Source organism: Devosia sp. (genome assembly GCF_035944845.1).
Classification (GTDB): domain Bacteria; phylum Pseudomonadota; class Alphaproteobacteria; order Rhizobiales; family Devosiaceae; genus Devosia_A.
Genome location: NZ_DASZAW010000091.1, coordinates 1 through 24,175 on the forward strand (window position 1 = coordinate 1; position 24,175 = coordinate 24,175).

26 protein-coding genes and 1 tRNA gene are annotated in these 24,175 nt (G+C 63.2%); 14 read left to right on the forward strand and 13 right to left on the reverse strand.

Translation table 11 applies throughout. The features are described from left to right. Window positions 1-185: 185 nt before the first annotated feature. Window positions 186-1,223, reverse strand: coding sequence for an aldo/keto reductase (locus VGV07_RS17950; protein ID WP_326870097.1), 1,038 nt, complete (start codon window positions 1,221-1,223; stop codon window positions 186-188). A 131-nt stretch (window positions 1,224-1,354) separates the two neighbouring features. Here VGV07_RS17950 and VGV07_RS17955 point away from each other — a divergent pair, with 131 nt between their 5' ends. From VGV07_RS17955 to VGV07_RS17985, 7 genes are all read left to right on the forward strand, one after another. Then, window positions 1,355-2,152 carry a hypothetical protein gene (locus VGV07_RS17955; protein ID WP_326870098.1) on the forward strand — a complete coding sequence of 266 codons (798 nt, stop codon included), beginning with the start codon at window positions 1,355-1,357 and terminating at the stop codon, window positions 2,150-2,152. A 140-nt stretch (window positions 2,153-2,292) separates the two neighbouring features. Beyond that, window positions 2,293-2,369 (forward strand) — tRNA-Met (locus tag VGV07_RS17960). Between the two features lie 240 nt (window positions 2,370-2,609). Further along, a complete protein-coding gene (locus VGV07_RS17965) occupies window positions 2,610-3,824 on the forward strand; it encodes a tyrosine-type recombinase/integrase (protein WP_326870099.1) in 1,215 nt (404 codons plus the stop codon). A gap of 97 nt (window positions 3,825-3,921) precedes the next feature. Continuing rightward, window positions 3,922-4,842, forward strand: coding sequence for a hypothetical protein (locus tag VGV07_RS17970; RefSeq protein ID WP_326870100.1), 921 nt, complete (start codon window positions 3,922-3,924; stop codon window positions 4,840-4,842). Next, window positions 4,839-5,309, forward strand: a complete 471-nt coding sequence (locus VGV07_RS17975; RefSeq protein WP_326870101.1) for a hypothetical protein — start codon at window positions 4,839-4,841, stop codon at window positions 5,307-5,309. The genes VGV07_RS17970 and VGV07_RS17975 overlap by 4 nt, the downstream gene beginning before the upstream one ends. 117 nt (window positions 5,310-5,426) lie before the next feature. Continuing rightward, on the forward strand, window positions 5,427-5,840 hold the full coding sequence (locus tag VGV07_RS17980) for a DUF3489 domain-containing protein (RefSeq protein WP_326870102.1): 414 nt from the start codon (window positions 5,427-5,429) through the stop codon (window positions 5,838-5,840). Window positions 5,841-7,037: 1,197 nt separating this feature from the next. Further along, complete coding sequence (locus VGV07_RS17985) at window positions 7,038-7,685, forward strand: hypothetical protein (protein ID WP_326870103.1); 648 nt, start codon at window positions 7,038-7,040, stop codon at window positions 7,683-7,685. Between the two features lie 233 nt (window positions 7,686-7,918). On the opposite strand, the gene VGV07_RS17990 is transcribed toward VGV07_RS17985, so the two are convergent. The 8 genes from VGV07_RS17990 to VGV07_RS18020 form a co-directional block, all read right to left on the reverse strand. Then, window positions 7,919-9,274, reverse strand: a complete 1,356-nt coding sequence (locus VGV07_RS17990) for a primase-helicase family protein (protein ID WP_326870104.1) — start codon at window positions 9,272-9,274, stop codon at window positions 7,919-7,921. Then, entirely contained in the window at window positions 9,261-10,298 is a 1,038-nt protein-coding gene (locus tag VGV07_RS17995; RefSeq protein WP_326870105.1) for a hypothetical protein, read from the reverse strand. The genes VGV07_RS17990 and VGV07_RS17995 overlap by 14 nt, the downstream gene beginning before the upstream one ends. Then, window positions 10,298-10,624 carry a hypothetical protein gene (locus VGV07_RS18000; protein WP_326870106.1) on the reverse strand — a complete coding sequence of 109 codons (327 nt, stop codon included), beginning with the start codon at window positions 10,622-10,624 and terminating at the stop codon, window positions 10,298-10,300. The genes VGV07_RS17995 and VGV07_RS18000 overlap by 1 nt, the downstream gene beginning before the upstream one ends. A 259-nt stretch (window positions 10,625-10,883) precedes the next feature. Further along, window positions 10,884-11,501 carry a head maturation protease, ClpP-related gene (locus tag VGV07_RS18005; RefSeq protein WP_326870107.1) on the reverse strand — a complete coding sequence of 206 codons (618 nt, stop codon included), beginning with the start codon at window positions 11,499-11,501 and terminating at the stop codon, window positions 10,884-10,886. 124 nt (window positions 11,502-11,625) lie between these two features. Further along, a complete protein-coding gene (locus VGV07_RS18010) occupies window positions 11,626-12,615 on the reverse strand; it encodes a hypothetical protein (RefSeq protein WP_326870108.1) in 990 nt (329 codons plus the stop codon). Beyond that, window positions 12,608-12,811 carry a helix-turn-helix transcriptional regulator gene (locus VGV07_RS27430; protein ID WP_414649974.1) on the reverse strand — a complete coding sequence of 68 codons (204 nt, stop codon included), beginning with the start codon at window positions 12,809-12,811 and terminating at the stop codon, window positions 12,608-12,610. The genes VGV07_RS18010 and VGV07_RS27430 overlap by 8 nt, the downstream gene beginning before the upstream one ends. Before the next feature lie 97 nt (window positions 12,812-12,908). After that, entirely contained in the window at window positions 12,909-13,799 is an 891-nt protein-coding gene (locus tag VGV07_RS18015; protein ID WP_326870109.1) for a hypothetical protein, read from the reverse strand. A 54-nt stretch (window positions 13,800-13,853) separates the two neighbouring features. Then, window positions 13,854-14,969, reverse strand: a complete 1,116-nt coding sequence (locus VGV07_RS18020) for a DNA-methyltransferase (RefSeq protein ID WP_326870110.1) — start codon at window positions 14,967-14,969, stop codon at window positions 13,854-13,856. Window positions 14,970-15,097: 128 nt separating this feature from the next. Between VGV07_RS18020 and VGV07_RS18025 the strand changes: the two genes are divergently transcribed. After that, complete coding sequence (locus tag VGV07_RS18025; protein WP_326870111.1) at window positions 15,098-15,478, forward strand: hypothetical protein; 381 nt, start codon at window positions 15,098-15,100, stop codon at window positions 15,476-15,478. 103 nt (window positions 15,479-15,581) lie between these two features. Beyond that, complete coding sequence (locus VGV07_RS18030; protein ID WP_349256591.1) at window positions 15,582-16,295, forward strand: toll/interleukin-1 receptor domain-containing protein; 714 nt, start codon at window positions 15,582-15,584, stop codon at window positions 16,293-16,295. Between the two features lie 77 nt (window positions 16,296-16,372). Here the strand turns inward: VGV07_RS18030 and VGV07_RS18035 are convergent, their stop codons facing one another. The 3 genes from VGV07_RS18035 to VGV07_RS18045 form a co-directional block, all read right to left on the reverse strand. After that, on the reverse strand, window positions 16,373-16,630 hold the full coding sequence (locus VGV07_RS18035) for a hypothetical protein (protein WP_326870113.1): 258 nt from the start codon (window positions 16,628-16,630) through the stop codon (window positions 16,373-16,375). A 249-nt stretch (window positions 16,631-16,879) separates the two neighbouring features. Beyond that, the gene (locus VGV07_RS18040) at window positions 16,880-17,080 is read right to left on the reverse strand and encodes a hypothetical protein (protein WP_326870114.1); all 201 of its coding nucleotides are present in this window, start codon (window positions 17,078-17,080) and stop codon (window positions 16,880-16,882) included. A gap of 9 nt (window positions 17,081-17,089) precedes the next feature. Next, complete coding sequence (locus VGV07_RS18045; RefSeq protein WP_326870115.1) at window positions 17,090-17,266, reverse strand: DUF3606 domain-containing protein; 177 nt, start codon at window positions 17,264-17,266, stop codon at window positions 17,090-17,092. A gap of 125 nt (window positions 17,267-17,391) precedes the next feature. On the opposite strand from VGV07_RS18045, the gene ligD reads away from it, so the two are divergent. From ligD to VGV07_RS18060, 3 genes are all read left to right on the forward strand, one after another. Next, window positions 17,392-18,411 (forward strand): non-homologous end-joining DNA ligase, encoded by a 1,020-nt coding sequence (gene ligD, locus VGV07_RS18050; protein ID WP_326870116.1) that lies wholly within the window; start codon window positions 17,392-17,394, stop codon window positions 18,409-18,411. Continuing rightward, window positions 18,404-18,652 (forward strand): hypothetical protein, encoded by a 249-nt coding sequence (locus tag VGV07_RS18055; protein ID WP_326870117.1) that lies wholly within the window; start codon window positions 18,404-18,406, stop codon window positions 18,650-18,652. Before ligD ends, VGV07_RS18055 begins: the two co-directional genes overlap by 8 nt. A 669-nt stretch (window positions 18,653-19,321) precedes the next feature. Continuing rightward, window positions 19,322-19,810 (forward strand): hypothetical protein, encoded by a 489-nt coding sequence (locus VGV07_RS18060; protein WP_326870118.1) that lies wholly within the window; start codon window positions 19,322-19,324, stop codon window positions 19,808-19,810. 117 nt (window positions 19,811-19,927) lie between these two features. Here the strand turns inward: VGV07_RS18060 and VGV07_RS18065 are convergent, their stop codons facing one another. Next, the gene (locus VGV07_RS18065) at window positions 19,928-20,932 is read right to left on the reverse strand and encodes a M24 family metallopeptidase (protein WP_414649975.1); all 1,005 of its coding nucleotides are present in this window, start codon (window positions 20,930-20,932) and stop codon (window positions 19,928-19,930) included. Window positions 20,933-21,213: 281 nt separating this feature from the next. On the opposite strand from VGV07_RS18065, the gene VGV07_RS18070 reads away from it, so the two are divergent. Both VGV07_RS18070 and VGV07_RS18075 read left to right on the forward strand, forming a co-directional pair. Further along, the gene (locus tag VGV07_RS18070) at window positions 21,214-22,410 is read left to right on the forward strand and encodes an ROK family transcriptional regulator (protein ID WP_326870120.1); all 1,197 of its coding nucleotides are present in this window, start codon (window positions 21,214-21,216) and stop codon (window positions 22,408-22,410) included. Window positions 22,411-22,508: 98 nt separating this feature from the next. Next, window positions 22,509-24,173, forward strand: a complete 1,665-nt coding sequence (locus VGV07_RS18075) for an ABC transporter substrate-binding protein (RefSeq protein ID WP_326870121.1) — start codon at window positions 22,509-22,511, stop codon at window positions 24,171-24,173. Window positions 24,174-24,175: the final 2 nt, after the last annotated feature.

Sequence of the window (24,175 nt, forward strand, 5' to 3'; positions counted from 1 at the left end):
GCGAAGCTGGTGGAGGGGGCGGCCCCAAAAACCGGCGTATCCTGCCGCCCCCTCCACCGCCTTCGGCGGTCCCCCTCCCCCGTTTCACGGTGGAGGACCACCGAGAGTCCTGTGCGAAAGCCATATGCGATAGCCCTGCCCTTTATGGGGGAGGCCGGGAGGGGGGCATCTGCTTCAGTTGTCCCCTAAAGCGTCCGCGCGTAGCGCATGAAGATCTGCTGGATCTCGGCCAGCACAGCCTCCGACAGCTCTACATCGGCTGCGGCGATGTTGGTCTTGAGCTGTTCCATCGTCGTCGCGCCGATGATCACCGAGGTCATGAACGGCTTGGTCAGGCAGAAGGCGATGGCCATCTGGTTGACGTCGAGCCCGTGCTTTTCGGCGAGCTCGATATAGGCGCGGATCGCCGGCTCGGTGTACTGGTTGTTGCGGTAGGCGGAGCCCGCCACGGCGCCGCGCGTCCCCGGCGGCAATACGCCGCCGAGATACTTGCCGGAGATGGCGCCGGCCGCCAGCGGCGAGTAGGCCAGGAGCCCGACATCCTCATGGAAGGCCAGTTCGGCGAGGTCCATGTCGTAGTAGCGGCGGAGGAAATTGTATTCGTTCTGGATGGTCTGCACACGCGGCAGGCCAAGCTCCATGGAGAGCTTCAGGTATTGCATGGTGCCCCAGGCGCTCTCGTTGGAAAGGCCGAAGTGGAGGATCTTGCCCTCTCGCACCAGTTCGCCCATCACCTGCAGCACTTCGAGCATGTTGGGCAGGACGCTTTGCTTGTCCTGCAGGTAGGGGTTGTAATCCCAGGAGCCTTCGAAGTGGTAGTGGCCGCGGCGCGGCCAGTGAATCTGGTAGAGGTCGATGCGGTCGGTCTGCAGCCGGCGCAGGCTGCCTTCCACCGCTTCGCGGACGCTCGGCCCGTCGATGCCGCGGCCGCCGCGCACCCAGGGGCGGCCGCCGCCGGCGACTTTCGATGCCAACACAATGTCGTTACGACGGCCGGTCCGTTTGAACCAGGTGCCGATGATTTCTTCGGTCTTGCCGTAGGTCGAGGCGTCGGGCGGCACCGCATACATTTCGGCGGTGTCAAAGAAGTTGATGCCCTGCGTTACGGCATAATCCATCTGCTGATGGCCTTCGGCCTCGGTGTTCTGCTTGCCCCAGGTCATGGTGCCCAGGCAGATCTCTGACACCGAGATATCGGTGCGGCCAAGCTTCTTCATCTTCATGGAAATGCCCCTTCAGTTCGGCGCGCACCGTATGGGGCGAGACAATGAGAGACAATCCCCCGAAGGTCGGGCGAGGTTGCGCCGGGCCGTGGGATCGGAGAGATTGTGCGCGCCATTTCAAGGATATCGCCTTGCGCAAATCGTTATTGCCGTTCGCTGCTTTCACCCTGGCCATCGTCACGCTGCTGGCCGGGGCCCCGGTGGCGCAGGAGGAAGCTGACGTGGGGCGGATCGGCAAGATGAACCTCAAGGAATTGGCGACGCTCGTCGGCGCCGTCACCCAATCGGTCGGACGAGACACGTTGAAGCTGCAGCCCGCGGCGCAGCGCAGTGACTGTGTCGAGCTGACGCGCGCCTCAAACTCATTCGCGCTCGGCTATCGGCTGCTCGCCGAAGCGCGAGTGACGCTCGAGGGCAAGCCGCTCAAGGAGGTCGCGGCGCTGCAGACCCATATCGTGCAGTCGCGCGTGATCACCTTTGCAGCGCGGGTGCGGGCCGAGGAATGGCTGAGCCGGCTCTGTGTCAGCTACCAGCCGCCGGCCGACAAGGCGGGTGAGCCGCGTTATGCGAAATCGGAAAAGCTGCAGACCGCCGAATTCACCCAGGCGATGATCGAGGCACGGCAGGCGGCGGAGACGAACCTGGCACTCGCCGTGGCGGCCGGGATCGGCAAGAAGTGCCCCGAAGTGATCTCGGCGATCCAGTCGATCCAGCTGTTCGTGCCTTACCTCGAAAAGCTCTCCAAGGATGTGGCCAAGCGCCCGGAGGCATTGGGGCCGCGGGCCAGCCGGCGTGGGCTGGAGGTGGCGCGGGGGCAACTGATCAATGCCGGCAACAAGCTCTATCGCGAGCTCGGCGTGGGCTGTCGCGCCCAGCCGCCGGCCGAAGCCGAGGCGCCGACAGAAGGTGCGCCGCCGGCCGTGCAGTAAGGCTTTTCAGCGGCAGTTCAAAAAACTGTCACGCGATGCGCTTTTTGCCTTGAGGTCGCCGGGATCACCCCCTATATACCCCCTGCGTCGGCGGCGATTGCCGCAGCGAAAGACGCAATCAATCTCAGGATTGAATCTGGCGCGGGGTGGAGCAGCCCGGTAGCTCGTCAGGCTCATAACCTGAAGGTCACAGGTTCAAATCCTGTCCCCGCAACCAATCCTTGGATTGATGACTACCTTGAGGGGCCCGCTAAAGCGGGCCTCTCGGCGTTTCAGGCCCCAGATTCCGGCCGTCTCCGCTTCCGACAACCGCCATGCTTTTGGTCCGTGTTGCTCCACCAGCAGCCGGGTTGGTCCGACCCAGCAGGGTGGGTCAAAGGGCGGGTCACAAGCCATTGGACTAGTCCCCGCAACAGAGCGAACACACGCGCCCGATCCCGTTCCTGGGCGCACTCCAATGCGACTGTCCACCACAACCGATGTCGAGTCCTGCCAGGCGCAGGGCAACCACCCCGTCGCGGGCGTTGCGGGCCTGCAGCTCCAGGTGCGGGTGCTGCCCCGCGAGCCCGCGCCGCTGGTCAGGAAGTCATGGACGATGCGGTACCGCCTCAACGGGCAGCGCCGCTTCATGGGGCTGGGGCCCTACCCACTCATTGGCCTCACAGAGGCGAAGCGGCGGGCCACCAAGGCGCGTGTGCAGCTCCTCGACAGGGTAGACCCCATCAACGCGCGGCGCGGCGAGCGGCCGGCCAAACCGGTCCTGACATTCGAGCAGGCAACGGCTGCGTACATCAAGTCGCACAAGGCCAGCTGGTCGAACGCCAAGCACGGCGACACTTGGGAGGGGAGCCTGAAACTCCATGCGTTTCCCGTCATCGGCAAGCTGGCGGTGGACCAAATCGAACTGAGCCACATCATCAAGATTCTGGAGCCGATCTGGAGCACCAAGCCCACCACTGCGGGCAAGGTGCGCGGACGCATAGAGCGGGTGCTGGACTGGTGCCGGGTCGAAGGGCACCGGCCGGACGGCCCCAACCCTGCAGAGTGGAAAGGAAACCTCGAGCACCGCCTGCCGCCGCTGGCGCGCGTGCTGGACGTCGAGCATCGTGTGGCGGTCCCGTGGCGTGACGTGCCCAAGGTCTTCGCGCGGCTGACTGCGTTTGAGACCACGCCATCCGGGCTACTCCAGTTCATCATGCTTACTGCGGCGCGCTACGGAGAGGCCGCGAACATGATGTGGGACGATGTCGACCTCGACGCGGGCGTATGGACCGTGCCTGCCGACGCCCTGAAGTCCCGACGCGAGCACCGCGTGCCCCTGTCGCCCGCAGCGGTGGACATCTTGCTGCGCGAAGCGGGCAACCGGGAGCGGCTCGGGCTCGTGTTCCGGGGGCGATCGCCCCGCAGGCCGGTGTCGGACCCCACGCTTCGCAAGCTCCTCCGCAAGTTCAGTGGCATCACCGACGCCGATGTGCACGGCCTGCGGTCGTCATTCCGCGATTGGGCAGCGGACACGAAACGCTCACGCGAGGCTGCTGAGCTGAGCCTCGCCCATGTCATCGCAGGTGGAGCCGAAGCGGCCTACTGGCGCTCAGACCTGCTAGACGAACGGCGCGAGCTAATGGGCGACTGGGCGATGCACTTGACAGGCTTAGGCCGGAAGACGGCCTGAGGTACTGTTCTCTTAGTCTGCCCTTGTGCCGCATCTAGACAATCAACCCCCATCAACCCTAATCATAAGTACTTGGGGAAGAAGTTTGGGGGAAGTTATGTCGAAGATTGCCCACTACCGCAGAGCGGTCTGGTTGCAAGGCGGGCCTACCTTGGAGCAACGCGTCAGAGACTCATTGGCGCAATGTCCGACGCCTGCGGATACGAAGTTTGGTTACCGCGACGATGTGGCCGCACAGGTGACAGAACGAACTGCCGACGTAGCTTACGCAGTTGGGTGCCATATTTCTCTATACTCGGAAGGCCGTCCGGCCACCACGGTAGAGAATGGCGGCGAGGCAGTACAGAACCGAAATGCGCCGCACGGCGAGGAGTATCTTAAGACCGGCATCCATCTAGCAATTAGGGGAGACCATGTTGCGTACTTGGCGAGCGGCCGAACCAATGACAGCCAGATAAGCAACCTCCTCTACCACCTGTTCCTGAAGGCAGGGATGCAAGGGGCGGGCATCCAGTTCACTCTTGCGGCACAGCCAGACCTGGAGGCGGTGCGGCAGATTATTCGCGATGGCGTGAAGTCACTGGATTTGGGCATGACCACCTACGCTACAACAGTTGCCGCAGAGGTGGCGGCACAGCCTCCCCAAACTCCCACACAGCACGTCCGGCGGTTCTTGGCTAACTTCGCAGAGCCAATACTCGGCGCCGACCGAAGCCTGGAGGAGATTGATGCGGCCAGCAAGATTCAGGCGTCCGTGCATATGTGGTTCGACGGGCGCACGGCGGGGCTTCTAACCGGACAGCTTCTCGGTGAGATTGCCGAAAGCGTATATGATGAGGAAGACGACCAGTTCCGTATCGTGACCATGAACGATGAAGTTATCACGAGAGACAAGATGCTGGTCAAACGCGAGGTCAACGTGGTGAGCCAGTTTGACGCCTTGGTTTGGGCCAGCTCGTTCGCTGCGCTGGTTCAATCTCTTGAGTACTGGGAAGCGTCTGGAGTATTCGAGACATGAGTTGGCTCAGGATTGCCTTGCTGGTCGGCAGTGTGGTGGGAGCGGCGATCGTAGCCACGTTCTGGCCCGGCACAATCGGTGGAAATGCCGACGCGGATGCGGCCATCGTTGAACTGTATGCAATGCTAGCTGCTGTGCTGTTGGCCATCATCTCAATCATTGGCGACCCAGCCATGCTTCTGCCTGGAAATTGGCGCGTAGGCTTCGAACACGCTAATGACATCCAAAGACAGCTTCAGCGCTACACGCATGTGTTCGCACTCTACCTTGTAGTCATCGGACTGATAGTCGTTCGCAAGTCGATCGGCTATCCCACAATCGTACCGCCGGTCCATGAATGGCTCGGGCGGGCTATTGCCTTCACAACAGTGCTGGGATTCTTGTGGTCTATCCCACTTCCGTATCGCCTGATGGCGATGCAACGTGATCGCCTGAAGGAAGCCGTCAAACGTCGTCGAGACACCTAGTTCTCCGATTCGCGCCTATCGACGTGGTAACGATCAATCCCCAAGCGGCTAAGACTTTGCGGCCTTCCAAGCATCAACACCACCCATCGCGCCAGTCCGGCGCAATGGAGATGGTGGATGGGTCTGAGCACTAAGCAAAAGGTTGATGCGCTACTTGGGAAAACCGTTGCCAACGGTTGCACGGCGGGCGAGCAGAGTGCGGCCGTCGCGAAGGCGAGGGAGATGGTCGCCAAATATAAGCTCAGGGATAGTGACTTCGTCTGGCCCCTTGAGCCGACGTCGAAGCTCAACAACGCGTCCGAGAAGCCCAAGCGCAACCGACAGCCGGTGAACCTCAACCCCAAGGAGGGTACTAAGTCCCACCGCGTGTTCGCAGCGATGAGGCGCGCTGGAGGCGCGACGACCGCTGAGCTGCTCGAACTGACGGGATGGGTACCGCATACCCTGCGGGGCTTCGTCAGCCACGCCAACAAGGACGGCGCGCGGATCGTGACCGGGAGGGGGGACGGAGTGACGCGCTACGCGATGTAGCTATTCCCCAACCTATGACGTCGGGGCTCGCCGGATGTTGCGAGCCCCATCGCTTTCGGGTCGCCCAACGGGGGTGTCTGGGGCCCGACGCGCGCACAAAGGCTTACGCGGGACCACACGCGGCCTTCAGGTCGGTTTGGCAGGATGACTCGATGCAGCCTGAGTTTGCCCGCGTGTTGGCCCGTGTGCGGGTCAAACTCCGCGAAACTCATCGCTCGATGCAGCCCTCGCCCAATTGCAGGCACTGACCCCCCAACCCTGCGGTCATCGGTCGTGCCCGAAGGCGTTAGGTGGCATCTCCCACATCCGAGGACGACGATGCGGTTGGACTCGGCGACGTTGCGTCGGAATCTGCTCATGGTTGGCCTTGTGTGGGAGGGGGCCGGGACAAGTCACCAAAGGAATCTAGACATTCAGCCGTCTAATCGCTGACTGTGAGCAAAATCGCCCGCACCGCCATTGGGAGGCAACGCATAATGAAGGGAAGAAAGAAGCGCAGGGGCCTGAACAAGGGCCCAGCAAGGAAACCAATCTCCCGCCTCGAGCGTCAGCAACTTATCGAAGAGCTGGCGTCAGCCGAGATGCCTGCGAAGGTCGTCGTCCCGAGGTACCTTCGCTCCCTCAAGCAGCGCCTCCTTCGCCTTCGAGACCTCGGATTTGACTCTCTTGGTCAGAACGACGGTTCAATCAGATGGACTACCTCCAATCGACTGGACATCAACTCATATGGCCAAGGTTCTGGCAGCATCCCCCATATCGGCGTTGTCAAGAAGCGCAGGGGGTAGGAGTGAAGGTGTTGGGTCGGTGCCCCCGACTATTCGCCCCTCACCTGGGCCCAGGCCTCGCGGCCAGTCAAAGTAACCGCGCTGTTCAACGCCGATAATCAATATTTCGGGGTCCGCCTTGGCGAGTAGGTTCGGCCTTTACGTCGGGATGCCCGGAACGCGGCCGGGAACGGCCTGCCGGTCAAAGCCGACCAGCCGTCGAGCGTCAGCATGCCGCTCGGAGGTTGTTGCGAACGATTCGCAACAATGTGATCATGCCGAGCTCAGGCGAGGAGTAAGTCAGCCAAAACGTCATCAGCTGCTCCCGCATCGCGCTCTCGCCGCCCCTCATAGCACCCAAGGCAGGGAGGACCCGTGCATCGCCCCGGCGATATGCTAGTGATGCGAAGTCGGAAACTGCTCGGTTACAGGCATGCCATTCATTCCGCAGGGTATCAGGCGTCTCCTCAAGCCCAGTGAGAGGGCGGAACGTCAGTCCCGAACGCTTGTCGGGCAGTTCAGCGGGGTGACTCTTCTAGGTATCGGGCCCAACCATTTCGCATTCAGCACCGATGACTTCGTCGCGCTACGTGACGAGGTACTCTCGACCGACGACGTGAGATTCTATCGCATCCTGGTGGTGCCCGGGGATCCTGGGTCCCGAGCCGCATGGGAACGCAGGAAGCGGGACATCGAGCGCCAACTTTGCCATGCGGTCTATCAGAGGCACGTCTCCGACGCCCGCGCTCGCGACCGCATGGGCGAGACCGCATCGACCTTCGGGCGATACGACTTCCGCGCGTCAGGCACCCCAAGAACATCGGACGACCTAGCTTTGGGCTGGCGGGTTGCCGCAGCTGTCCTCGAAAACGCATGGCATGAGATGGGTGGCTTGGACCTCCAATACGTCGACGAGCCGTTCGCCGGTTGCGTAGCGATAGCACCCGAACCGCTGGGGCCGTTCTTTCTGCCATCGCAGAACCTCACGACCATCATCGTTTGGGGCACCCACATGGTTTTCGAGTATGGCGACCGCGTGGTGGCCATCGACCTTGAGAAGAAGGCACTCGGCGTGACCTAAAGTAACCTAAGGCCGGATTCCGCCCTCAGGCTCAACCCCCGTGCAGGGCCCGGGCGACCTCAATGGCACCGTCGCAACATCAGCCTAGAGCCCCATTCCCTTATACTACTACTCTCTCTCTCTCTCTCAAAGAAGGAGAAGGGTAGAGTGGGAACGGTGGGAAGGCCTCATCGCCTAGAGCACCGGGCGCTTGAGGCACCCACAGGGTCAATGATGCGCCCACGCGAGGTAAGTCAGGCAGGCTCCTCGCGGTAGTCCAGCTCCATCGCTACGCTTCGGGCGCGCCGCTCCTGATGCTGCATATAGGCGTCCATGCGGCGCGTCTGCCCGGCCTTGGCCCATTCATCGTGCTTTCGCACCGACCAGAGTTGCCAGCTCTTACGGCCCTTGCCGAGGTTGGTGGTGCGCTCCTGCTTGACCGCGCCCAGCCTGTCCCTGAGCAACACGTCGATGCGCCCGATGATGCCCTTGGGGTGGCCAGGAAAACGGTGCAGCACGGCGGTGACCAGGTCGTCCTTGCGAACCAGGTCGAAGTCGAAGGGCCACGCGCCCTCCTCGTGCAACTGCAGCAGGTAGGCCTCTTCATCCGGAATGGCCCGCTCCTGCATTGCCACCTTGGCCTGGGTGACCGGAGCCGCCCCATAGGGGTTCAGCTTGACCTCCCGGTGCTGCAGGTACCAGAGCACTGCCCCCATCTCGGCGTCGTCGCGAATGCGGCGCACAATGTCGACGTAGTACTCGGGCGGTCGCTTATCGCTCGCGGTCACCTTGCTCTCCACCACGAGCCACCGTCGGTCCTCATTCTCGAGCTTGGCCGCGTCCGGGTGGTTTGAAGTGGTGAAGACGTTGAGGCGGTTGGGCACCTCATATGGCGAGCGATAGAGCGCTCGGATGCGCAGCGTCGGCTCGGTGATGAGCGTCTTGAGACGGTTCGCGGCGGCGAGGCGATCCTGCATCATCAGCTCGTTGACCACTGCCAGCTGCTTTCCCTCCTGCCATTGCGTGAACTGGCTGGTCGACATCTCGTCGTTGGAGGGGTTCACCACGTTGGAGTCGCCCAACATGCGGGTCAGCATCCAGGCCAGCAGGCTCTTGCCCGTGCCGTGCACGAGGCTGTGGATGAGCAGCGCGAACAGAATCTTGGGCCATGGCGGCGTGACAAGCAGCGCCATGTAGTCGAGCACCAACTCGGCCGCCTGATCGTCGCCGGGGAACAGGTAGTGGACGTGGTCGATGAACCACTGCACGTCGCCCTCGACCGGAGTAAGTCCAGCGGGTTTCCAGAGGTTGAAGCCGGTGCCGATGACCTGCTCGCCGCCCGGCTCATAGACCAGGGTCTCGAACTTCTCGACCAGTCCCTTGCGCAGCGCCAACGATGAGATGGACCCCTTTGGATTGAGGTGAGCGTAGTGGCTCCCCCACTGCTTTTCGTTCCAGATCTTGTGGTCGGAGCGGCGGACGAACGCGGTAGGCTCGGAGGCCCAAATCCATGCATCTAAGGTATCGCGCTGCTGCTGCTCGCGCTTGGAGCGCAGCTCCTCCTCGAAGCGCTTGGCGGCTTCGGCGATATCATCGTCAGGGGGCGTCATCGAACTCGTCCTGGCTGGAGAGCCACGCATGAGCGCGGCGGATCTGGTGGCGGGCGTGGGCCTCGGGGTCGGGCTTGTCGAGCACGCTGTCGCTGATGTGGAACCGGCCATCAGTGATGACGCCTAGCACGACCTCGTCGGACTCACCGCAGCGCAACATCGCGCAGATGGCGCTGAACAGGTGCTCCGACCGTCCCACCCGAGGAGTATCGGGGAGCGCCCCGAGAGCGATGAGCATCTTGACCCGGTCGGGGACCTTCAGGTCGTCCAAGTCTTCCACCGAAACGGCGGGCCCTATCTGTAGCCTGGAGGCCGCGCGCTCAGCGTTGAGGGTCGTGGGGCGCGACACGGGGCCGTCAGCGGCAGGGAACTGGTCGATGCGGTAACGGAGGCCGGCATCGAACTTCAGCGGCCGGACGGCCACCGGTGCCAGCCCAAGGGCGCGCTTCTTGGCGTTGGGCCAGTTGATGCTGCCGGGCAGGCGCAGGATACGCGACACATCTGTGGTGGAGTCCCCACCGAGGGCCGCTGCGAGGCCTCTGTTGTAGCGCTCTACCTTCTCGGCGCGAAGGAGGTCCCCATCAACCACCACGGGCTCGTCCAGCAGCCAAAAAGCGTGGGCGCCGTTGCCGGAATTGTTGATGATGGACGGTGGGCCGGGGATACCGGACGGCAGGTCGCTGGTCAGCATCTCGAGTGCGCGGGACTGCCCGGCCTCGCGGTCCTCACCCTCCTTGTACGTGTCGAGGTCGACATGCAGCGCCACTGCGGACGCGATGTGCTCCTTGCGGCCCTTCTTGGTGATTTCGGCTACCGGGCGGAGGTCCGGATTGACCTGAAAATACAGGCCGCGCCGAGGCCGCCACTCGGCAAGGAACTGTCGTAGCTTCATCACGTCGTCCTGGCAGAAGCCGCGAGTGCGGATGTAACCCTCTGTTGGGTCAATCGCAGTGATGACCCAAGGGCCGGACGGAGCCCAGCGGCGCAGCCACTTGACGCTAACATCAACGTCGGTCGTGCTCATCACCAGCCATGCCAGATTGTCGAGCGATAGACCGTCTGTTTGGCTGCATGTGCCGGCGGCCGAGATGAGTTGGGACGCCGAAGGCCAAGCTCCTCAGTGAGCCAACCGAGCTTGCGTGCCTTCCGCCACACAGCGCCCCAGGCGTTCGGGTGCTTCGGCTCTTCGGTGAAGCGCTCGCGAACCAGGTCGGACCAGACGAACTCGTTGTCCTCGGCCACGCGGCGGACGACAGCCAGCGCCCGGTCGCCCCAGCCCTCCTCGTCCGCTTCTTGCGCCTCGGCGGCGCGATTCATGCCCGCTGCCTTCAGGGCCTCACCAGTACCCATCACGCACTCCCCCACTTCGCCGCACGAGCCGCAGCCAGGGGCTCTGCCTCGGCCAGCACAACCCGCGCGAGATCAGTGGGCATCCGGTGCTCGGACTCAATCATCCCGAGGACTCGACGGCGGCTCACCACCTTTCCGAACTCCCGGAACTCACCGTCGACGTACCCGAGATTTTGGTGGGCCCTGAGGAATTGCAGCGCTGTGCCAATCGCATCTTTGAAAACTACGGTCGGCACCCGTGGGTAACCAGGCGAATGGCTCATTTCGCGCCTCCCCGGTTCGCCCAGTACCGCTCGGCCATTGCGCTGATGGAGCGGTCGCGATTCTGCGGCTGGTACGCGGCGGCAAGCTTGAGCGCGCCCTCGATCCGGTCGGCGAAGCCCTGCTCGACGGCTTCATCAGCAGTCCACCACGTCTCTGCGAGCATCATCGCTGCGACCTCGTCCTCGCGGCGGTGCATCCTCAGCGCGATATCCCGCCGCATCTCGGTCGACACCTTGTCGAGTACCGCAGCACCACGCCGAAGCTCTTCGGCCCTGCCTGACACATCGAGCGAGGCGTCGTGGATCATCACGAGGGCGTCTTCGGCGACGACGACCTCATCGGCCGTCGCGGCGATGATCCATGCGGCCGCGCTGAACGCCGCGCCGTCGATGTGGACGATGATGCGCGTACCGCGCGCCCTCACCTGGTTGAGCAGAGTGATGATGGCGGCGGCTTCGCTGGTTGAGCCCCCGGGCGAGTGGACCCGAAGGTGGAGCGTGCGGACCTGGCCGAGGGCGCGGAGCGCGTCGGCAATGGCCTTGGCAGTGACGTCCTGGGGGATCGCGCCATAGATAAACAGTTCGTCCTGTCCGGACGGGTAGTTTCGGGCCATCGGGGGCCTCCTTCGGTGATGTTGGTGGGTGCCCTCGGCGACGGATGCGAGCAGCGGAGATGACCTTCCGCCGCCGAGGGGTTGCGAGCCGATGCATGTTCCCCGACACCGGCGCGCTATGGGGTTAGAGGTCGCCAGGCTCCATCATGCGGATGTCGGCCTTCGGGGCAGCGACCCCCTCGACGCCGAGCAGCGCGCGGGCATCGGTATTCGGGCGGAACGTCACGTCGCGGTTGTCCGCGCGCAGCGCGAGAACCAGCTCGACATCGATGCGTTCGAGGGCGAGCAGTTCAGCTTCGAGCTTGGTGATGCGGTCTCGCTTCGTCACGTCATCGAGCGCCAACTCCACGCGGGTGGCGTAGTGCCGCCGTGCCTCGGCCTTGAGGTGGTCGATGAACTTGTCACGCCCAATGGCCAGCACCGCACCGAGAAGGTTCGGCGTGGCCTTGCGAGCTTCGTCGTCATCAAGTGCATCGAAGCTGAAGAACGGCGAGGGACCGCGCACATCCGAGAAGTCGAACCGAGGGAGCCCGGTGCCGATGAGTTCATCAATCCGTTTGATGCCCCGCGCAACCGCCTCCTCTTCGGGGATTGCCGCACGGCGGACCTTCTTGAGAGTGCCTTCGGTCTCGGCGACGGCCTTGCGGATTTCGTCGAGTTTCTCCAGCCGGTCACCCTTGGGCAGTGGGGTGCTGACCAAGTGGGGCGGAACGCCTGACGCCGCGAGGCGAGCAAAGAGCCGAGAGGTTGCGTCAATGGCGAACTGATCAATGTTGGCTCGGCGCTGCGCTTTGTTGAGGCGCACCGCGATGTCCTGGCGGGCAACCTTCTGTCTCTCGACTTCATCGCGCTGCGCCTCGATGACCCGGGCGGGCTGCTGCGCCGGAGTCCCAATCTTGGACTCAAACTCGGCCAGCCGGCGACTGGCCGAAGCGAAGTCCTGATTGGCCTCCAAGCTGAGTTCGAACAGCGCATTGGCGCTGACGCGACTAGCAGTGGCAAATCGGTCGATTGCATAGATGCGTTCGCGGATGACCGGATACTTCCGGCCGAATTCCGCGGTCATAGGGTCGGGCGAGAAGCCACCGCCGCCTGCGATAGTGATGTTAGCCATTTAGGCCTCCGGTTGTTGAACTGGAGCGCCGCTCGGCTAGCCAGGCATCGATGTCTGCCTCGTCCCATGCCACTCGGCGTGGGCTTATGCGGATCGGGGCCGGGAACTTGCCGCGCCGAACACCGTCGAAGATCGCGGACCGCGACAACGTGGTCAGCGCTTCAACTTCGGTTCGGCGCAGCAGGCGGGTTGGCATTGGGCACTCCACTTGGGTCGTCCAAGTGGGGTGGTGGTACCGTGGTCGGCGGATAATCTGCGACCACACAGGAATCGACCAAAATTGCAGTTCGGGGTTAGCCGCCCAATCGAATGTAAGGCGCTAACTTCCGCCAGCGGTCCGCGCTCCGGTCGGTGCGACGGCCCTGTCCATCGAACCGCTCCGGCCAGCGGCCGGTCATCCTCTTAGTGGTGGCGTCCTCGCGGGCGTAGCTAATGAACATGTTGGTCTGCCGGGTGCAGAGCAGGACTTCGAGGGCGCTGCGAGCGGGCTGACCGATGGCCGGGTCGAGGACACCCAGCACCAACGCCAGCGCCACCACTGTCGCCTCAGCGACAGGCGCGCGGCTCAGCATCACGCTGTCCGTCAGCAGGAAGCACGCGAAGCGGTCATCATCCGAGACATACCCCCACGCCCGGACATGAGCGACGATCTGGCCGGCCAGCCGCTCGGGGTCGGAAACCGGGTGCGCGATGTGGTGCAGCGCGTCCTCGTCGGCCTCGACGGCTCGAGCCAGGGCCGCGACTTCGGGATCGGCGAGGTAGTTGTGCCCCTGCCGCTCGCTGAGAAACGCTCGCGGCTTGTCGGGCGTCGGTGCGGCCTTCGGAACGCTGGTCAGTGCAGCCTTCAGCAGCCCCTCGCCGGTGCGGCGCTGCGTGCCTGCAGCATGGGCAACCCGAAGCATCACCTTTGCGCGCCGCAAGGTGGTGTCGAGCCCTACCGCCGCAATCAACGTATCGATGACAAAGGCTCTGGGGATCGCATGACCGCGTCGGTGCAAGGTCAGGAAAAGCCGCCAGACCTTCGCGCGGTACTTATCGAACCCGGTGGTAGGTGGGGCGTGTCTGAGCAGCATTGCCTCCGCCGCGACGTCCAGGTCATCTGCCAGCGAACAGACCGTCAAGTCGGCGGGCAGCACGGCCGTAGCGGGCTCAAGGGCGGCAATAGCGGCGGGTACGGTCAGCATGGGCGGAGCTTCGCTTCAAGTAGGGGGCACGGCAACACATCGGCCGGTGTTTGGTTAGGCCGCCAGCAGCATAGGGCGCTCAAGCTCCAGCCGGACGCGCTCAACCGCCTCGCGGTACCATCCTTCGTCAATCTCGATGCCGATGTAACGTCGCCCCGTCCGAATCGCAGCTACTGCAGTTGCGCCCGTCCCGCAGAACGGATCGAGGACCAAGCCCTCAGGTGCGGAGAAGACCTGGAACTGGGGAATGTGAAGCTCGGGAGGTTTGGGGGTCGGGTGCTCGGCATCAGCGCTGCGCGGCACCCGCCACACGTCGCTCTCTCCCCCGCGCCAGATAAGGGGGTTGCCCTTGCGACACACCCAGACCTGCTCGTGCTGATGCATGAGAGGCGTTCCGAGACCAGGACTACACTTGTCCCACGCAGCGACGCCCACGATGGGTACCCCCGCGTTGGTCATGTGGCCGTCCCAGACGAAGTCGACCCGCTGGCCATTCGGGAGCCGCTTGAAGGATGGACCGTGAAGTACGCACCAAGCGTCCCGCCGAAGCACTCTAGCGGCGGCCGGGGCGAACCAGGACGCTACGCCCTCCGGGTCCGCATCCCCCTCGATACCCCGCCCCGCCCGGTCTCGATAGGCAACACCATAAGGCTGGTCGGTGATGATGCTGTCGATGCTCTCCGGCTCGAATGATCGGAGTTGTGCCTGACAGTCGCCAAGCCGGATGTCCAGCTCGAACTCGGGAACGTAGAAACGATCCTCCACGCGACGCCACGTCCCGACAATAGCAGGCGCACCCGACTGTCGACCCGCCGCTGCCAAGTTCGAGCAGAGGGTATCAAGATGCCGAAGGTCATCCTCGGGCGTTCCTTCCAGGCCCTTAAGCCGGATCGCGCCCAGACTTCCCCAGCGAACCCATCGCTGCGCCGTCTTGTACGGCACTCCGGCCTCCTGCTCGACAACCTGAGTGAACGTTGCGGACTCAGAGTCCACAACGTGTCGCCCCATCCTGATATTCGCCGCGCGAGCGCGTATCTGTCCGGCCGTCAGGTCAAGGCCAAGCTTGCGTCGACGCCAGCCCCATACGCGTACCCAACGGGCACTGCGGGCCATGCTCCAGCCCTGAGCCGGTGCGAGCACATGCTGGATGTGTGAGATGATCCGGTCCATTCCAATCTCCAATTCCGAACGACGGAATGGATACTGAGTGCCATTTGGTACGTAAACAGGAATGCTAGTGACTGGTTAACACTCAGCGCTTAGAGTGCTGACGGCTGTACGCAGTACGGAGATAAAGAGTGGCGGGACTGAGTGATGCACGGGCGCGCATTATCAAGCGTCTGGAGGCAATCGAGGCCGAAGCGGCGGTGCTGCGGAAGCAGCTCGATCTGCTGGACCAGGCACTGGCGTTGGAGGAGCTGCGGCCGGCCAGTGAACCGACACGGAAGCGCCCTGCCAATCCCCCGCGCGAGCGGATAGTAGCCATCGTGATAGATGCAGCGCTCAAGGCCGGGCGTCCGATTAGTCGTCAGGAGGCGATGGAGGCGGTCACGGACGCGGGGCTTACTATCGAGGGAGCACGCCCAGTCGAGGTGCTGGCGACGATGCTGTGGCGTGAGCGCGAGACGGTCGCCAAGAGCGATGCGGGATATTGGCCCGCCGACAAGCCGTTGCCGTAACTAGAGTCGTATGTCGGCCGGATACTTGATGACTCCGAATAGTGAATCAGTTTAGCTGCGCCCCTCACGACGTCTAGATTCGCTATTAGTGGATGGGCGCAACATGGCGAGATGCACAGCACCAGTAAGGGGTCATCGTTCAGCTGCCGCTGCAGCTGACTGCCCTGTCTGCGGTGGTCGCGGTCGTTACAGCAGCTACGGCGGACGCAGTTCGTACTCATATTCATCACCGTCCTACTCGCCGCCATCCTACTCCTCTAGTGGCGGGGGCGGTGGGGGCCGTAGCAGCGGTGGAGGTTCGAGCAAGCCAAGGTGGTCGAGGGCCGGGTCGACCGTGTTCTATACTCCTGCCGAGGTGCGGTCGCTTACGCCCGTTCGCGAGAATGTCGAACGGCGAGCAACGGTACCGGACCTCCGGGATGTATTCCTTTGCCACGCCTGGGATGACCGAGCGGGCTCCGCCAAGCAGCTGCACGATCTACTCGAAGGGCTAGGCGTCTCCGTCTGGTTCAGCGAGAAAGACGTTGCACTTGGCACCCCACTGCTCCGCGAAATCGACAGAGGGCTCGCGAAATCCAGAGTCGGCATCGTGCTTGTGACCCCTGCGTTACTGAGCAGGCTACGAGGCGAGGGCATCGCCGACAAGGAACTTTCCGCGCTTCTGGCGCGCGACCAACTCGTTCCCATTGTCCACGGCACGACCTACGAGGCTCTCCGCGATGTCAGCCCTCTGCTAGGATCGCGCAGCGGCCTAAGCACTGCCGAAAATACTATGACTGAGGTGGCGGCCAAGCTGGCAGAACTGGTCGCCCTATAGCTCGGCTATCAGTTCTGGCTGGAGCCGCCGCGCTGAGGCTCACTCTATTGACGTGGGCTGATGGTCCATGTCAGGCTTTACTCCTCGAACCTCGGGTCTGACGGGAGCAGGTGGTGCCCGAGAGTATCGGTCGTGGCCTCAATCCGCTGAACCCCATCCTCCAACACCTGAGCAGATACCGCGATGGCCGCTACATTCGCGGTCAGATCGTCGAGCTTGGCGACCACGCAAGTCAGCTTTGCATCAGCTTCATCGGTTTGTCGGACGTCAGTTACATCGAGATTGGCCGGAAGTTGTTCAACGGCAGTTGCCAGGTAGTCCGTCCCTTCAACCAAGCGGCGGACCTCATCTGCTCGCAGTGTCCCCAACTCGTTGCGAAGAGACCACAGCTCTTCGCGCGTCCGCCTCAGTTGGAGGTTCAGGCCCCCAAACGAGCCGATGACGAACAGTAGCGCCGGGCACCGGCTTGCATTCCTTGGCCGGACTCTTGCTCGTGGTCTGGTCCGCCGATGCTACCTGTTTCTGAATCTTGCGCTGTCGATCGACGGTCGCCTGCACCTTGCTCATTTCCACCTCCTCCCTGCTCACTTCTCGGCATTGCGGGGGCGAGGCCGAGAATTTCCATCATGGATCGCGTCGTTAGGACCGAGATCCCGTTTCGGGGGCCGTGCCCCGCCCGGGTGCTTCTGCCGGTCGTACTTTTCTTCGTTTGCCGGGTGCGGATCACTGACGTCGTGATTGGCTGAGGTGCCGCTGCCTGTCGGCAGGCCGTCGCGCTTGATCATGCCTGCCTCCTAGTTTCCGAGCTTCGCTTCGACTTTCTTGCGGCTGTTGCCTGCCGACTTAACCGCGGCCTTAACCTCGTCCTTGGTCGCGCCGGTCTTGCCGCTCTCGTAGCGAACCTCGTGATCCTGGCCGCCTGCGACCTTGGCGCGATCCTGGGAGCGTCCACGGGTTGTTGTCGTTGCCATCTTCGGTCTCCTTGTCGATTGATGACAGGCGAACGCCGGGCGCATAGGTTGGTTTCATCACCGGTCACTTGTAGCAACCGAACTGCCGCGACTGCATTGAGTCCGCCGATGTACTCGAGTTCCTCATGCCGGCCGTAACGGCCGTATCCCCCAAAAAGCGGTCAGGCCGCAGGGACTCGGACTCTACCCAGCTCATCCTTCCCGCATTTCGGCCGCCACAACTGGCATCGCTTGAACGCCAGGTGCCCTCCGGCAACAGCTGGTTGTTCGAGATGAAGTTCGACGGCTACCGCATGCAAGCCGCCATCGCAGGCGACCAGGTGCGGCTCTACACCCGCAACGGCCACGACTGGACCCGGCAGTTCGGCTACGTCGCTCCGGCCCTTTCAAAGCTCACCCCCGGCACCGCGCTGATTGACGGGGAGCTTTGTGCCATCGATGAGCACGGCCACACCAATTTCACGCTGCTGAAAAACAGCCTCGATGGCCAAGCACCCGTGGTGTTCTACGCCTTCGACCTGCTTGAGTTGGACGGCGAGGACATCGCCGCGCTGCCGCAACTGGAGCGGAAGCAACGGCTCGAGACCCTTCTCGCCTCCGTGCCAACCGACGCGCCGATCGCCTATTCCGATCATATCGTGGGCGGCGGAGCCGAGGTGTTCCAGGCGATGTGCGACGGCGGCTATGAGGGTGTCATCGCGAAGTCTCCAACTGCTCGCTACTACGGCGGAGAGCGGTCGAAAGCCTGGCTGAAGGTCAAGTGCGTCAAGCGACAGGAATTCGTGGTGATCGGTTGGCGGCCGCCCGAGTATGGCGTGGACAATGTGCGCGGCCTGTTCCTTGCTACCTACGAGGACGGCAAGCTGGTCTACCGCGGTGGCGTCGGCACCGGCTTCACCGACAGGATGCGGCGAGAGGTTTGGGAAGTCCTGCAACTGATCCGGACCGATGAGCCTCCAAGCATCGTGGGGATGCCGCGGGTGGAAGCGCGAGCCGCTCGCTGGGTGGCACCACGCCTTCTGGCGGAGGTCGAATACACCGAAATCACGCCGGACGGCCTGATCCGGCATCCGTCGTTCAAGGGACTTCGCGAGGACAAGCCTGCCGCCCTCGAGGTCCATCTCGAGGAGAGCCCAAATGGTTGACTTGGTCCACCTACATGTCGCCGAGTCCGTGCAGCGTCTAGGCCGGGAACCGACATCTGCCGACGACATCGTCGTAATGATTTCCGACGTGCTGTGCGACTACCTGTCGCCGGACAGCGGTGTCTCCTCAAGGGAAGCGATCGGGCGGTTGCTCGCAATTATTGAGACACCACTGGCGCTCGAAATCTACGAGCGCGAGATGGAACGGCGACACCCACGCGATGTCGACCGGTGGCACTGATGGCCACGTTCCCTCGCAGGCCGTCAGCTCCTAGTGTCCGAGAGACCATCGGCAACGCCCTCGAACGCAGAGGATACGTGCCGAAAGACGAGCGACCGTCATCTCGGCAACAGGTGGTGAGGGGGTTGATGGCGAAGCTCGACCTGCCGGCGCCGGTAAAGGCGCGGCTCCGTGCGATGCACCGGCTGAACGACTGGTGCTTCCCCGGTTCGGCTAGTAGGGATGCGCGCGACGGCACCCAATCCCTCGTGTCGTGTTCTTTTTTTGTTCACTGGTGTATGAGTCGCCACTCCACACGCTAAGGAGTGCTCGATGACCCTCTCAGTCGCCGCCCCAGTGAACCGGTCGGCCATCACCGGTCTGCGCCTTTCCAACGTCAAGGCCGCCCTCGGCAAGGGCGAACTGCGAAAGAAACCGAAGTCCGGGGTGTAGCGATGGGCCGGAACTATCGCCCCGCTACGGTTCCACCAGAGGGTGGAAAGCCGCTCTCTGAGCTATCGGTCGAGCGCGTCGCGTTCGCATGCGAGACCTGCGGCCGGCATGGCTCCTATCGACGAACCACGTTGCTCAAGGAGTTCGGTGACATCGCCATCGTCGGCTTGCCACTCCTTGTTGCCGAGAAGCGCAAGTGCGTGCGGGCCGTGTTCCCGCCCTGGCCCTCGGCGACGGATGCTCAAGAACGACAGTGTGGAGCGCGATTTGCAGAGCCCGTCACATGAGTGCTCGATTGACCCTGGGCGATATCAGGCGGCAGCGGCACTCCTCTATGCAGGCTGTCCAGACAATCGGTCGGTACTGGTGCTGCTGGATCTCGAGCGGTTGGTCCAAGACCGGGGCGTCGACTTCGACATTCTCGGCACTCGGCTCGAGGACACGTTGAAGTGCCCAGGCGACCACTACAGCCACCGCCCAAAAATCGGCGTCGGTGAGACAGATCACCTTGTATTAGGCAAACCAGATCGTGGGGTTGGTCCGAACGGGATGGATGGCATGACACCCTTCGATGAAGCGGTGCAGCATGCGCTGGAGCTCCGTCGTGTCGCGCGGGAAACAAACCCGCTTGAGAAGGCTCGCCACGAGCAGCTTCAGATCGAACTGGCAAAGATACGCGAGCGCAAGGCTCGGCGCCGGGCGCGCAATCCGTACGATTTCAGCTAGAACAGCAACGGCTCCCTAATCGGCGCGAGCGCGTCTTCCTTAGGCCCAACTGACCACCGCCAGTACGCCGGGCGCCAACGGCCGCTGCAGGCAACTTCGCCTCAGCCCATGGCGCCGTCAGTCTATGGCAAAGATGCCGCGGGGGAACTTGGTCAGCCACTCGGCGCCGGTTTCGGTCACTAACGCGACGTCTCCGGCGCAGACATGGCCGAGGCCGGGCAAGGTGAAATTGGGGTGGATCTCGAACACCATGCCCGCACACAAGCGCGGGCCATAGATATCGCGGCTGCGATCGCGTCGCGGGGACAGGGCCTCTGCGAGGCCCGGTTCGCTGTAATCGAGACCGAGACCGTGGCAAGACTGAAAACGGAAAGGATCGCTGTCGCGGGGGTAGGGGCACATTGCATCGATGCGCGCCTCTATCAGGTCGACGAGTTCATGCACAGGTCGTCCCGGAACGAGCGTCGCAAGAGCAGCGTCTTGGATGTCGATCAGGCGTGTAGCGGCATCCGCAAGTTGGACCGCCGGCTTGCCGCGGCTGCCAATACGCAAGCCCTGGGCGAAGTAGCCCTCGTAAGACACCATAGTGCCGAGCTGCACCCGATCCCCCGGTATAATCGTCTGCGGGAGTTCGAACATCTCGAAGAACGTCACTGGCGGCTCGGGACCTGTCGACAACCACAGCCGGGAGACGTCGGCTCCCCAGGCTCGCCCCTCATGCTCGACCTCGGCCATCAGTCGCGCCGGCGTCGCATCAGGCGTCGCGGCATAGGCGAACGCGCGGGCAAGCATCGCATCGGATATCTCGGCGGCCCGACGGTGCAGGTCGGTCTCTGCGGGATCGCGCTCGAGGCGCATGGACTGCAAGACGCTGTCGATCCTTACCACGCGCGGAAAGCCCTCCACGAATGCGGCGGAAAGCTTCGCCGTCATCTCGTCGGTCCCCACTACGCCGACCCGAGATCGGTTCGATCGATTGGCTATCCTCGCTGCGCGTTCCACCAGACCCTGCGGTCCGGCGGTATTGATCTCGTAGAGATCGCCGACGCGGGTGGTGAACAGACGGGCCTCGTTCTTGCCAGGAGCGACGATCACCGCGTCGATAGCGGTCAGGACCAACATCGAAGGTGCCCACATCGGAGTGAAGCCGGTGAACCAACCAACGTTACCGCTGGTCTGGGTAGCGGCTGCGAGTCCGCGCGGGGCCGAGAAGGCGACTAGGGCGTCCAGGCCATGACGCCGCAGTAACTCCCGGCCGACGCTAAGCCGTTGGCGCAGAAGGGAGTTGGGAAGAGTTCCCGTCATCGTTGATCCACAGGTATTGGGCCGCATCGAAGCCGCTTGACAACCGGCTTCCAATGGTTCGATATCATACTGTAAGGAAAGTTACCAGACGGTATCGAATGAACATGCAGATCCTTGCTGGCAGCCCGCGGTTGCTCCGCAATCTCAACGAGAAAGCAGTGCTGCAGCGCCTGCTCTCGGAGGGATCGCTGACCCGCATGGAGCTTGAAGCCTTCACCGGACTTTCGAAGCCTGCAATGTCGGATCTACTGCGCCGGCTCGAGTCCGCCAACCTGATCCGCCGCGATGGTGAAAAGGCGGGGACCTATGGTCCGAAGGCCGGGCTGTGGACCCTCGAGCCGGGTTCGGTGTTCGTCGCCGGCGTCGATGTGGGTACGCACGGTATCGACGCGGCCATCTCGGACATCGCTGGAAACACCATCGCCACCTTCCGCCATGCCGGCGAACCAGGGGAACGCTACGACGCTCATGAGCGTCTGACCTCGGTCCTCGACAGCGTCACGAAGACCGCCGGGATCGCGGTCAAGGATATCGACCAACTGGCGGTTGGCCTCCCCGGCATCGTCGACATCCGGGCCGGCAATCTGCGCAAAGGCCAGCAGCTCCCGAACTGGGAGGGCTACCATATCCCCGAGGCGCTCGAGGGGGTGCTGGGCCACCGCCACGTACTAATCGAGAACGACGTGAACCTCGTCGCCATTGAGGAGATGGCATGCGGCGCCGCCAATGGCGTGCAGTCCTTTATTCTGCTGTGGGTCGGCGACGGTGTCGGCGCTGGTGTAGTGATTGGCGGGCGGCTGATGCATGGCTCGACCGGCACAGCGGGCGAACTCGGCGGGGTTATGGTTCCTGATCGCATCGCGAAGCCGGGCGAGCCGGTGAAAATGGCGCTGGTCGATGGCCTGCTCGATGTTGCAGCGATCGAAGCGCTGGTGGACGCGCACAGGCTGGCTGGCAAAGATGCCATCGAGGCGATCCGCCAGGCCGCCCTGAGCGACAAGCACCCCCAGTTCTTCGCCGAACTAGGCTATCGCTTCGCCGCGGCGTTGACCGGGGCCATCGGTATTCTCGATCCTGAAATGGTGGTATTGGGCGGCGCCATCGGTCGCGCCGGGGGGCGGGCGCTGGCAGACAGCGTTTCTGATATCCTCAAGACCCTACCCATCGCCATTCCACAAATTGTCCCGACCGCTGTGAGCAGCAATGCCGTGCGGGCGGGGGCCGTAGAACTCGCGCTCGAGCATGCTCGAGAACGTGTGTTCACGGGAGGCAGCGCTGCACGCGGCCTCCCGTGAGGAGATTGGACCACTTGATGAGAAGCACCCTTTCCCCGGAGACGACTATGCATACCAACTCAATGCCTAAGAAGCCCTCAGCGGGCTTGATCGGACGTTTGCACACAAGCCTTCGCGCCCTAGCGCTGGGTGCCCTCGCGAGCGTCTCTGCCTTCGCTGTCACTGCCCCGGCGCTCGCCGAGGCGCCACTTGACCAGTTGGTCCGCATCGTTGCCGAGGGCGGCAACAGCTTCACGCGGACCTTCAATCCGTTCTCGCCTACCGCTCGCTGGGTCAGCACGCGTACCATGTACGAACCGCTGATGATCCAGAACTACGCGACCGGCAAGCTCGATCCGTGGCTAGCCACCGCATACGAATGGTCCTCCGACGCGCTGAGCTTGACGCTCACCCTTCGCGACGACGTCAAGTGGTCGGACGGCCAGCCATTCACGGCCAATGACGTGGCATTCACCTTCGAGCTTATGAAGGCCAACCCCGGCCTGATCGGGCCAGCGGCCGGCGCTTTCGACCAGTACCTGTCGTCGGTTGAGGCGGTGGACGCCAAGACGGTGAAGTTCACCTTCTCGTCGACCTACACGCCGGGCCTCTATTCGATCGTCGACCAGTTCATCGTCCCGCAGCACGTTTGGAAGGACGTCGCTGATCCGGTGACCTTCGAGAACCCCGATCCGGTCGGCACGGGCCCTTTCACCACCATAGATGCCTTTGGCACCGATCGTTACCAGGTGACCAAGAACCCGAACTACTGGCAGCCGCTCAATATCGAGGGCGTGTTCGTTCAGGGTTTCAACGGCAACGACCAGGTCAGCGCCGCGACCCTTTCGGGCAACCTCGACTGGGGTGGGCTAGTGCCTGACCCGGACGTGACGTTCGTGCCGCTCGATCCCGAGCATTTCGGTTACTGGTGGCCGCGCACGTCGGTAGTGCTGCTCCTCGCCAATACGACCGACGGGGCGCTAGGCGATCCGGTGGTGCGCAAGGCCATGAGTATGGCGCTTGACCGTCAGCGGATGATCAACACCGGCGTCTGGGGCAAGTCTGTCGCCGCCAACGCGACCGGCCTGCCGGAAGCGCCGTTCAAGGACTGGCTTGATCCCAAGGTGATCGAGGAAGGCGCGTCGTGGGTGAGCATTGACCCCGAAGCGGCAAACAAGATGCTCGACGAGGCCGGCTACACCAAGGGCTCCGACGGCATCCGAGTGGGTAAGGACGGCAAGCCGCTGAAGTACGACATCATCGTGCCGTCGGGCTGGAATGACTGGGTGTCAGCCTGCCAGATCGTCGCTGAGAACCTCAAGGATATCGGCATCGACGTGACGCTCCGCACGACGACTGCGGACAGCTGGACCAACTCGACCTTCACCGGCCAGTTCCAGCTCTCGCTCGGTACTGCGCAGCGGACCGCTACGCCGTTCGAGTTTTACCGCAACAACATGGCAACCACTTCGGTGAAGTCGGTTGGCGAGGCGTCGCCCAACAACCAGCAGCGCTATGGCGACCCAAAGGTCGATGAACTGCTGGCGAAGTTTGCCGCCTCCACCGACGGGGCCGAGCAGAAGGCGATCATCGCCGAACTCGAGGGTATGTTCTCGGCTGCCGCGCCAGCCATCCCGCTCTACGAGCAGCCGGATTGGGGTCTCTACAACACCCGCCGGTTTACGGGCTTCCCCAACGAGCAGGACCCGTACGCGCCGCTCAGCCTGCAGATGACCAATGGTCCGCTTCTGGTCTGGCCGCACTTGTCGCGTCGCGCCGAGTAACG

Coding starts and splice junctions, on each gene's coding strand:
- VGV07_RS18005 (WP_326870107.1), bottom strand. CDS start 11,501: ATGGCCCGAAACTACCCGTCCGGACAGGACGAACTGTTTATCTATGGC.
- VGV07_RS17990 (WP_326870104.1), bottom strand. CDS start 9,274: ATGACGCCCCCTGACGATGATATCGCCGAAGCCGCCAAGCGCTTCGAG.
- VGV07_RS18040 (WP_326870114.1), bottom strand. CDS start 17,080: ATGATCAAGCGCGACGGCCTGCCGACAGGCAGCGGCACCTCAGCCAAT.
- VGV07_RS17965 (WP_326870099.1), top strand. CDS start 2,610: ATGCGACTGTCCACCACAACCGATGTCGAGTCCTGCCAGGCGCAGGGC.
- VGV07_RS17980 (WP_326870102.1), top strand. CDS start 5,427: ATGGGTCTGAGCACTAAGCAAAAGGTTGATGCGCTACTTGGGAAAACC.
- VGV07_RS18030 (WP_349256591.1), top strand. CDS start 15,582: ATGGCGAGATGCACAGCACCAGTAAGGGGTCATCGTTCAGCTGCCGCT.
- VGV07_RS18020 (WP_326870110.1), bottom strand. CDS start 14,969: ATGGACCGGATCATCTCACACATCCAGCATGTGCTCGCACCGGCTCAG.
- VGV07_RS18060 (WP_326870118.1), top strand. CDS start 19,322: ATGCTCAAGAACGACAGTGTGGAGCGCGATTTGCAGAGCCCGTCACAT.
- VGV07_RS18045 (WP_326870115.1), bottom strand. CDS start 17,266: ATGGCAACGACAACAACCCGTGGACGCTCCCAGGATCGCGCCAAGGTC.
- VGV07_RS27430 (WP_414649974.1), bottom strand. CDS start 12,811: ATGCCAACCCGCCTGCTGCGCCGAACCGAAGTTGAAGCGCTGACCACG.
- ligD (WP_326870116.1), top strand. CDS start 17,392: ATGCCGGCCGTAACGGCCGTATCCCCCAAAAAGCGGTCAGGCCGCAGG.
- VGV07_RS18000 (WP_326870106.1), bottom strand. CDS start 10,624: ATGGGTACTGGTGAGGCCCTGAAGGCAGCGGGCATGAATCGCGCCGCC.
- VGV07_RS18055 (WP_326870117.1), top strand. CDS start 18,404: ATGGTTGACTTGGTCCACCTACATGTCGCCGAGTCCGTGCAGCGTCTA.
- VGV07_RS17985 (WP_326870103.1), top strand. CDS start 7,038: ATGCCATTCATTCCGCAGGGTATCAGGCGTCTCCTCAAGCCCAGTGAG.
- VGV07_RS18015 (WP_326870109.1), bottom strand. CDS start 13,799: ATGCTGACCGTACCCGCCGCTATTGCCGCCCTTGAGCCCGCTACGGCC.
- VGV07_RS17970 (WP_326870100.1), top strand. CDS start 3,922: ATGTCGAAGATTGCCCACTACCGCAGAGCGGTCTGGTTGCAAGGCGGG.
- VGV07_RS17975 (WP_326870101.1), top strand. CDS start 4,839: ATGAGTTGGCTCAGGATTGCCTTGCTGGTCGGCAGTGTGGTGGGAGCG.
- VGV07_RS18065 (WP_414649975.1), bottom strand. CDS start 20,932: ATGTTGGTCCTGACCGCTATCGACGCGGTGATCGTCGCTCCTGGCAAG.
- VGV07_RS18070 (WP_326870120.1), top strand. CDS start 21,214: ATGAACATGCAGATCCTTGCTGGCAGCCCGCGGTTGCTCCGCAATCTC.
- VGV07_RS17950 (WP_326870097.1), bottom strand. CDS start 1,223: ATGAAGATGAAGAAGCTTGGCCGCACCGATATCTCGGTGTCAGAGATC.
- VGV07_RS17995 (WP_326870105.1), bottom strand. CDS start 10,298: ATGAGCACGACCGACGTTGATGTTAGCGTCAAGTGGCTGCGCCGCTGG.
- VGV07_RS18010 (WP_326870108.1), bottom strand. CDS start 12,615: ATGGCTAACATCACTATCGCAGGCGGCGGTGGCTTCTCGCCCGACCCT.